The following is a 6,695-nucleotide window of genomic DNA, read 5'->3' on the forward strand; positions in this document are numbered from 1 at the left end:
ACCCATGACTGCCGGGCCGACTGCTGCGACCCGTCCGCATAATCGGAAGCAGCTCATCGTCGAAGCGGCTGGTCAGGTGTTCAGCGAGCGTGGTTATCACGCGGCCTCGATGGAGGAGATCGCTGCCGGGGTGGGTATCAGCGCGGCGGCTCTCTACCGGCACTTCCCGAACAAGTACGCGTTGTTCGCCGAGTGCGCCAACGTCATGGTGGACCGGCTCGTCGCGGCGCTCGACGAGTCGCCGGCCGAGGCGCCCCTGAAAGACGTGCTGGCCGCGCTGACCCGGGTCACGGTCGCTCACCGCGCGGCCGGTGGGCTGTACCGATGGGAGGCCCGTTACCTGGACCGCGACGATCGGCGGCTGCTCCGGGCGAAGTTCGGGCACGTTGTGGGGCGGGTCACCGACCTGGTGGGGCGGGAGCACCCGCTGCCCGGCGAGCGCCTGCGGGCCGCGGCGGCTCTCGGCGTGATCGGGTCGATCACGATGCATCACACCTCGATCGCCCAGCGCCGGATCGAGGATTTGCTGCTGGCGTCGGCGCTGCGGGTGTCCGGAACCGATCCGGCCGCCGCTGCCGGGAGCGCGGGGCTTGTCGAGTTGCCGGCTCAGCCGGTTCCGCGTACCCGGAGGGCCGAGATCCTGGCCGCGGCCGTTCCGCTCTTCGCGCGCGACGGGTTCGCCAATGTGACAAACGGGCAGATCGCCCAGGCGGTGGGGCTCGCGCCGTCCGCGATCTACCGGCACTATCCCGGGAAGGTCGACATCCTGGTGGCCGCGTGTCTTCAGGCGGCGGGGCTGTTGTCGCAGGCGGTGGACCGGAGTCTTCGGCAGTCGGCCGACCCGCGTCAGGCCGTGGTCGCGATGACGGCGGCGTACGTGGCCTACAGCTTCGAGCACAACGCGCTGAACAGCGTCGCCGAGGCCGAGATCCGTGGCCTGCCGGCTGACCTGCGGCGGCCGCTGATCCTGGCGCAGCGGGAGTACATCGCGGTCTGGGAGCAGCAGTTGCGGGCGGCCCGTCCGGAGCTGGATCCGCGTCAGGCCCGGCTGCTGGTGCACGCCGGGTTCGGCGTGGTCGTGGAAACCGGGCGCGCCCTGCGCTGGCAGGACACGCCCGGTGATCGGGACACCGTCACGGCTCTGGTGGCCGGAGCTCTGACCCTTTAACTTCCCGGACGGTTCCCGGTGGGAATCGTGATCGGGGTGTACGTCGGCGACGTCCCGTTGTTCAGGAACAGCATCGCCAGCCCGCGGACGAACTGGTCGAACACCGAGAAGCTGGTCGGGATGATCGGCGACAGCCCTTCCCGGAACGCCACGTACGCCGGCCAGCCGACCTCGATCAGCGTCCGCGACGCGTAATCACGGGGCAGCTTCAGCCAGTCGCCGATCTTGTCGCTGAGCACGTATCGGGCGAACTCGCGCTGGAATCCCTTGGTGACACCGAGGTCGACCTGGGAGACCAGGTTGAGCAGGATGTCGGCCAGGGCGACACCCTCCGGCGTCGAGCCCATGATCGGCGTCAGCACGTACGCCGACTGTGATTTCGCGGCGGCCCAGCTCGCCGGGATGAAGTCGTCCCGCACACCCAGCAGGTGCAGCGCGACCTGCCACTGGTGCAGGTACGCCTCCTCCTCCGCGGCCGACATCCGGATGCCCCACTGCTTCAGCTTGCCGTGCACATAGGTGCCGAGGCTGTGGAAGGTGACCAGGATGTCGCCGTTGCTGATCGGGATGAAGTCCTGGTCGTCGGTGACCGCCCGCCACTTCGCCGAGGTCGGCAGCAGGTGCCGCACGGCGGCATGGGTCAGACGGGTCTTGTTCGACGTGACCACGAAACCGCCGGTGGGCTGGAAGGCGTCCAGCGCGCTCAAGTCGTACCCATAGGTGAAGGTCTTGGCCGCGCGCGACTGCATGACGGCGCCGCCCTCGGACCAGTACACATTCCTGGCCTCGCGCGGGATGACCGTGCTCATGATGCCGCTGCCCAGGCCGTAGAGCAGGAACAGGTACAGGCTCATCCGCTTGTTGAACTGGGCGGCGCGAGCCAGTTTCGTCTGGTCGGCCCACGACGGCAGGGTGTTGACCTGCTGCAGATAGGTCGTCAGGTTGGCGGGCAGGCCCGCGGGCAGCGGGTCGCCGTTCGCGCGCCACGACGCGAACGCGGCGTTGACCGCCGGGATCTGACCGTTGTCCAGGAGCGAGGCGACGAGCGGGTCGGTGGCGTCGTCCCAGACCTTCCACGGGTCGGTGACCGTGTCGACCGCGGCGATCGACTCGGCCGACGACCACGCCCAAGCCTTGGACGGATCCGCCACAGCGGTCACTCCCAGCGCCGCGCCGAGCGTCAGAACGCTTCTCCTGCTGAGATTTTGCATTCGCTTACCTCATTCCCGAGCGGCCGGATTTCGCCTTGAGTACCAGTTCACAAGCAGGTTTCGAAGTTCACCACTGTGTGATTTCCCATTAACATAGCGGTGCGCCACGTCATCGGCAAGGCTGGATGTCCACCGGTCCCGGTTCGATGACAGCTGCACGGCTGACCTGGTGATCTACGGCTCTGACCCCATACGGTCATCGATTAATGCCGATGTTCGGACAGGGAGGTCCAGGACATGCGCATGAAACGCCGGCCGCGGATCATTGCCGCGCTCGCCACCGTCTCGCTCATCACCGCCTGCTCCGGGAACGACGACGGCGACGGCGGCGCCGAGGGTGACGCCGCCGGATATCCGGAGCAGAACATCACCATCGTCGTGCCGTTCAGCGCCGGCGGCCCGACCGACACGGTCACCCGCATGATCGCCGACCCGATGGCGGCCGCACTGGGCGGGAAGATCGTCGTCCGGAACGTCGAAGGCGCTGGTGGCACGGTCGGCGCCGGTGACGTCGCGCGGGCCGAGCCGGACGGTTACACCGTGCTGATGCATCACATCGGCATGTCGACGGCGCCCGCCCTCTACAAGGACCTGGGCTACCGGCCACTGGAGGACTTCGCGACGGTCGGGCTCGTCACCGAGGTGCCGATGACCGTCGTGGCCCGCCAGGACTTCGCGCCCGCGACGTTCCAGGACCTGGTGACCCACGTGAAGGCGAACGCCGGCACGGTCACCCTCGCCAACGCGGGCATCGGCGCCGCGTCCCACCTCTGCGGCCTGCTCTTCCAGGCGGCCGCCGGCGTCAAGCTCCAGGAGGTTCCGTACCAGGGGACCGGTCCGGCACTGACCGACCTGGTCGGCGGCCAGGTCGACTTCATGTGCGATCAGACCACCAACACCAGCGGACAGATCACTGCGAAAAAGATCAAAGCGTACGCGGTAACGACCCCGCAACGCGTGCAGAGCCTGCCCGACGTGCCCACCACGGCCGAAGCCGGCATGCCACAGCTGGCGGTCAGCGTGTGGCACGGCCTCTACGTCCCGGCGGACACGCCCCCGGAGATCGTCGAGAAGCTGTCCGGCGCGCTGAAGACCGCGCTGGCCGACCAGGCGGTCATCGACCAGATGGCCAAACTCGGCACGGCGCCGGTGACGGCCGCCGACGCGACTCCGGACGCGCACCGGGCGCATCTCGAGGAGCAGCTGACGACCTGGCAGAAGATCATCTCGGACGCCGGGGTGCAGCCCTCTTGACGCGATCTTTTCCGGATGTGCTGGCCGGGGGCATCTTCGTCGTGATCGGCGGCGCGTTCGTGATCGGCGCGCTCGGGTACGACCGGGGCACCGCCCTGCGGATGGGCCCCGGCTACTTCCCCTTGGTGGTCGGCGCGATCGTGGTCGTTCTCGGACTCGCGATCGTCATCAAGGGGCTGATCGCCGGGGAGGTGGCCGCGTTCGGGCCGGTTTCCTGGCGGGCGGTCGCCGTGATCACCGCCGCGGTGGTGTTCTTCGGGTTCTTCATCCGGCGCCTCGGATTCGTACCCACGTCGCTGGTGACCGCGCTGCTGGCGGCGCTGGCCAGTAAGCGGGTGCGGCCGCTCGTGGCCGTGAGCGTCGCCGTCGGGCTGACCACCACCGCCACGCTGATCTTCGTGATCGGGCTGCAGCTGCGTATCCCGCTGTGGGGTCTTTAGTGGACCTTCTCGACAATCTGCTCCTGGGTTTCTCGACCGCCCTGCTGATCGAAAACGTCCTCTACTGCTTCCTCGGGGTACTGCTCGGCACCGCCGTCGGCGTGCTGCCCGGCATCGGCCCGACCGCCACCGTGGCGATGCTGCTGCCGATCACCTTCAACTTCGAGCCGGTCACCGCGCTGATCATGCTGGCCGGCATCTACTACGGCGCCCAGTACGGCGGCTCGACCACCGCCATCCTGATCAACCTGCCCGGCGAGTCGTCGGCCGCGGTCACCGCGCTCGACGGACACGAGATGGCCCGCCAGGGCAGAGCCGGTCCGGCGCTGGCCGCGGCCGCCGTCGGATCCTTCTTCGCCGGCACGGTCGCCACCGTCGTGCTGGCCGTCGCCGCCCCGCCGCTGGCCGGCGTCGCGCTGCGGTTCGGCCCGGCCGAGTACTTCTCGCTCGTGCTCTTCGGCCTGATCGTGTCGATCGCGCTGGCCCGCGGCTCGGCGCTGAAAGCTCTCGCGATGATCGCGCTCGGCGTCCTGCTCGGCACCGTCGGCCAGGACATCTACACCGGCACACCGCGGTACGTTTTCGGTCAGCGCGAACTGTACGGCGGCATCGACTTCGTGTCCGTGGCGGTCGGCATGTTCGGCATCGCCGAGATCCTGCGCAACCTGGAGAACGAGCGGACCCGTGTTTCTCTGCCCGCCAGCGTGACCGGACTCTGGCCGACCGCCGAGGACCGCCGCCGGATCGTCGGCCCGATCCTGCGCGGCACCGGCCTCGGCGCCGCCCTCGGCATCCTGCCCGGCGGCGGCCACGTGCTGGCGTCCTTCACGTCGTACGCGGTGGAGAAGCGGATCTCCCGGCGCCAGGACGAATTCGGTCACGGCGCGATCGAGGGGGTGGCCGGCCCGGAGTCGGCGAACAACGCCGCCGCGCAGACGTCCTTCATCCCGCTGCTGACGCTGGGCCTGCCGGCGCACCCCGTGATGGCGCTGATGGTCGGTGCCTTCATCGTCCACGGCATCACCCCCGGCCCGAACGTCATCAACGACGAGCCGGCGCTGTTCTGGGGCCTGATCGCGTCGATGTGGATCGGCAACGTGCTGCTGGTCCTGCTGAACCTGCCACTGATCGGCATCTGGGTACGGATGCTGCGGATCCCGTACCAGGTCCTCTTCCCGATGATCATCCTGTTCGCCGCGGTCGGCACGTACTCGCTGAACTTCAACGCCTACGACGTCTACGCGATCGCCTTCTTCGGCCTCCTCGGCTACGTCCTGATCAAATGCGGCTGCGAGCCGGCGCCGCTGCTGCTCGGCTTCGTGCTCGGCCCGCTGCTGGAGGAGAACCTGCGCCGCGCCCTGATCATCTCCCGAGGCGACCCGTCCGTCTTCCTGACCCGCCCGATCTCAGCGGTGCTGTTGCTGCTGGCCGCGGCGGCGCTGGTGATAACGGTCCTCCCCGCGATCCGCGAACGCCGGGACACCGTCTTCACCGAGGAGGAGTAGCCCGCCCTCAGTGCTGGCACTGATGTGACCTCACCCCGGCCCTCCCTACCGTCGATGTCATCGACCGGAAGGGGGTGCCCTCATGCACCTCGTCATCGGCGGGCTCCTGGGTCTGACCTGGGCCGCCGCATGGGTGGCATGGCCGCGCCGATCACGTCGCCGCGCGGCGCCTGGACCAGCCTTTACGGCCTGTCGCTGATCCTGCTGCTCTGCCTGGCCGCAACGCTCCCGTATCCGGAACGGACGAGACCCGTCAACAGCGTACTGCTCGGCGCCCTCTGCGGTTTCGCCTGGGCCTGCGCCCTGCGCGCCTTCATGGCCGCCGTCGTCGGTGCCGGCTCCGAGGTTCACTGGCTCAACACCTTCGGCTTCATCCTGCTCCCCGGCACTCTCACCGGCGCGCTTCTTGGGTACGCCGATCGGCTGCGCCGGCACGGTAGGGAACCGAAACGGATTCTCGCGCTCGCCCCGCTGCTGTTCGCCGCGGTCCTGTTCAGCAACCCGCTCGACATGCCGTCGCTGCTGGAGGACGGTGTCGGCGGGGGTGCTCTGGGCGTACCCACGCTCGGCATTTTGGGTGGTTATGCGGTGAGCGGGACCGGTACGCGCAGAAGAATTGCCGCCGGGCTGGTGTTTCTCGCCGGGCTGGCGGTGTGGTTCGGGACCGCGACCGCTGTCGGCGGGCCGAGTTTCGCGCTGACCACGCCGCACGGGCTGTGGGCGACGACCCTCTACGACACCTTGCTGATCACCCTGGCGCTCGGTGTTTCGCTGGCGCTCATGACGCGGAGGATCTCAAGTAGGCGAGAGCAGCCGGCGCAGGGAAGGCCGACGGCGCAGGCCGGGCCGAGCCCTGGCCGACCCGGCCGCGTTGGCCGGGCCGATCGTGTTGGCCGAGCTGACCGTGTTGGCCGGGCCGAGCCGTAGCTCAGATGGGTTATCGGGGTCTCATAAGGTGGCTGAACTACGGCCGAGCGGTCCGAGCCGTAGCTCAGCCACGTCATCGCCGCCCCATGACATGGCTGAGCTACAGAGAGGATTGGTGGTGAGCACCTCCCGCCCGGGGTCTGACCCACTGAGCTACTGACTTCGGGTCTTCGAGCCGATCTGTCGGCTT

6 protein-coding genes are annotated in these 6,695 nt (G+C 68.7%); 5 read left to right on the forward strand and 1 reads right to left on the reverse strand.

The annotated features are described in order from the left end of the window. Positions 1-4: 4 nt before the first annotated feature. Entirely contained in the window at positions 5-1,168 is a 1,164-nt protein-coding gene (locus B0I29_RS21350) for a TetR/AcrR family transcriptional regulator (RefSeq protein ID WP_111650784.1), read from the forward strand. On the opposite strand, the gene B0I29_RS21355 is transcribed toward B0I29_RS21350, so the two are convergent. Beyond that, positions 1,165-2,379, reverse strand: a complete 1,215-nt coding sequence (locus tag B0I29_RS21355) for an oxygenase MpaB family protein (protein WP_111650785.1) — start codon at positions 2,377-2,379, stop codon at positions 1,165-1,167. The genes B0I29_RS21350 and B0I29_RS21355 overlap by 4 nt on opposite strands. 237 nt (positions 2,380-2,616) lie before the next feature. On the opposite strand from B0I29_RS21355, the gene B0I29_RS21360 reads away from it, so the two are divergent. The 4 genes from B0I29_RS21360 to B0I29_RS21375 all read left to right on the forward strand — a co-directional run bounded on the left by B0I29_RS21360 (position 2,617) and on the right by B0I29_RS21375 (position 6,505). After that, positions 2,617-3,633: a tripartite tricarboxylate transporter substrate-binding protein gene (locus B0I29_RS21360; RefSeq protein ID WP_220091383.1), complete on the forward strand. Its 1,017-nt coding sequence runs from the start codon at positions 2,617-2,619 to the stop codon at positions 3,631-3,633. Beyond that, a complete protein-coding gene (locus B0I29_RS21365) occupies positions 3,630-4,073 on the forward strand; it encodes a tripartite tricarboxylate transporter TctB family protein (protein ID WP_111650786.1) in 444 nt (147 codons plus the stop codon). Before B0I29_RS21360 ends, B0I29_RS21365 begins: the two co-directional genes overlap by 4 nt. Then, positions 4,073-5,578 carry a tripartite tricarboxylate transporter permease gene (locus tag B0I29_RS21370; protein WP_111650787.1) on the forward strand — a complete coding sequence of 502 codons (1,506 nt, stop codon included), beginning with the start codon at positions 4,073-4,075 and terminating at the stop codon, positions 5,576-5,578. The genes B0I29_RS21365 and B0I29_RS21370 overlap by 1 nt, the downstream gene beginning before the upstream one ends. A gap of 138 nt (positions 5,579-5,716) precedes the next feature. Then, entirely contained in the window at positions 5,717-6,505 is a 789-nt protein-coding gene (locus tag B0I29_RS21375) for a hypothetical protein (protein ID WP_146616845.1), read from the forward strand. Positions 6,506-6,695: the final 190 nt, after the last annotated feature.

The organism is Actinoplanes lutulentus, from assembly GCF_003259845.1.
GTDB classification, from domain to species: domain Bacteria; phylum Actinomycetota; class Actinomycetes; order Mycobacteriales; family Micromonosporaceae; genus Actinoplanes; species Actinoplanes lutulentus.

Coding starts and splice junctions, on each gene's coding strand:
- B0I29_RS21350 (WP_111650784.1), top strand. CDS start 5: ATGACTGCCGGGCCGACTGCTGCGACCCGTCCGCATAATCGGAAGCAG.
- B0I29_RS21360 (WP_220091383.1), top strand. CDS start 2,617: ATGCGCATGAAACGCCGGCCGCGGATCATTGCCGCGCTCGCCACCGTC.
- B0I29_RS21375 (WP_146616845.1), top strand. CDS start 5,717: ATGGCCGCGCCGATCACGTCGCCGCGCGGCGCCTGGACCAGCCTTTAC.
- B0I29_RS21355 (WP_111650785.1), bottom strand. CDS start 2,379: ATGCAAAATCTCAGCAGGAGAAGCGTTCTGACGCTCGGCGCGGCGCTG.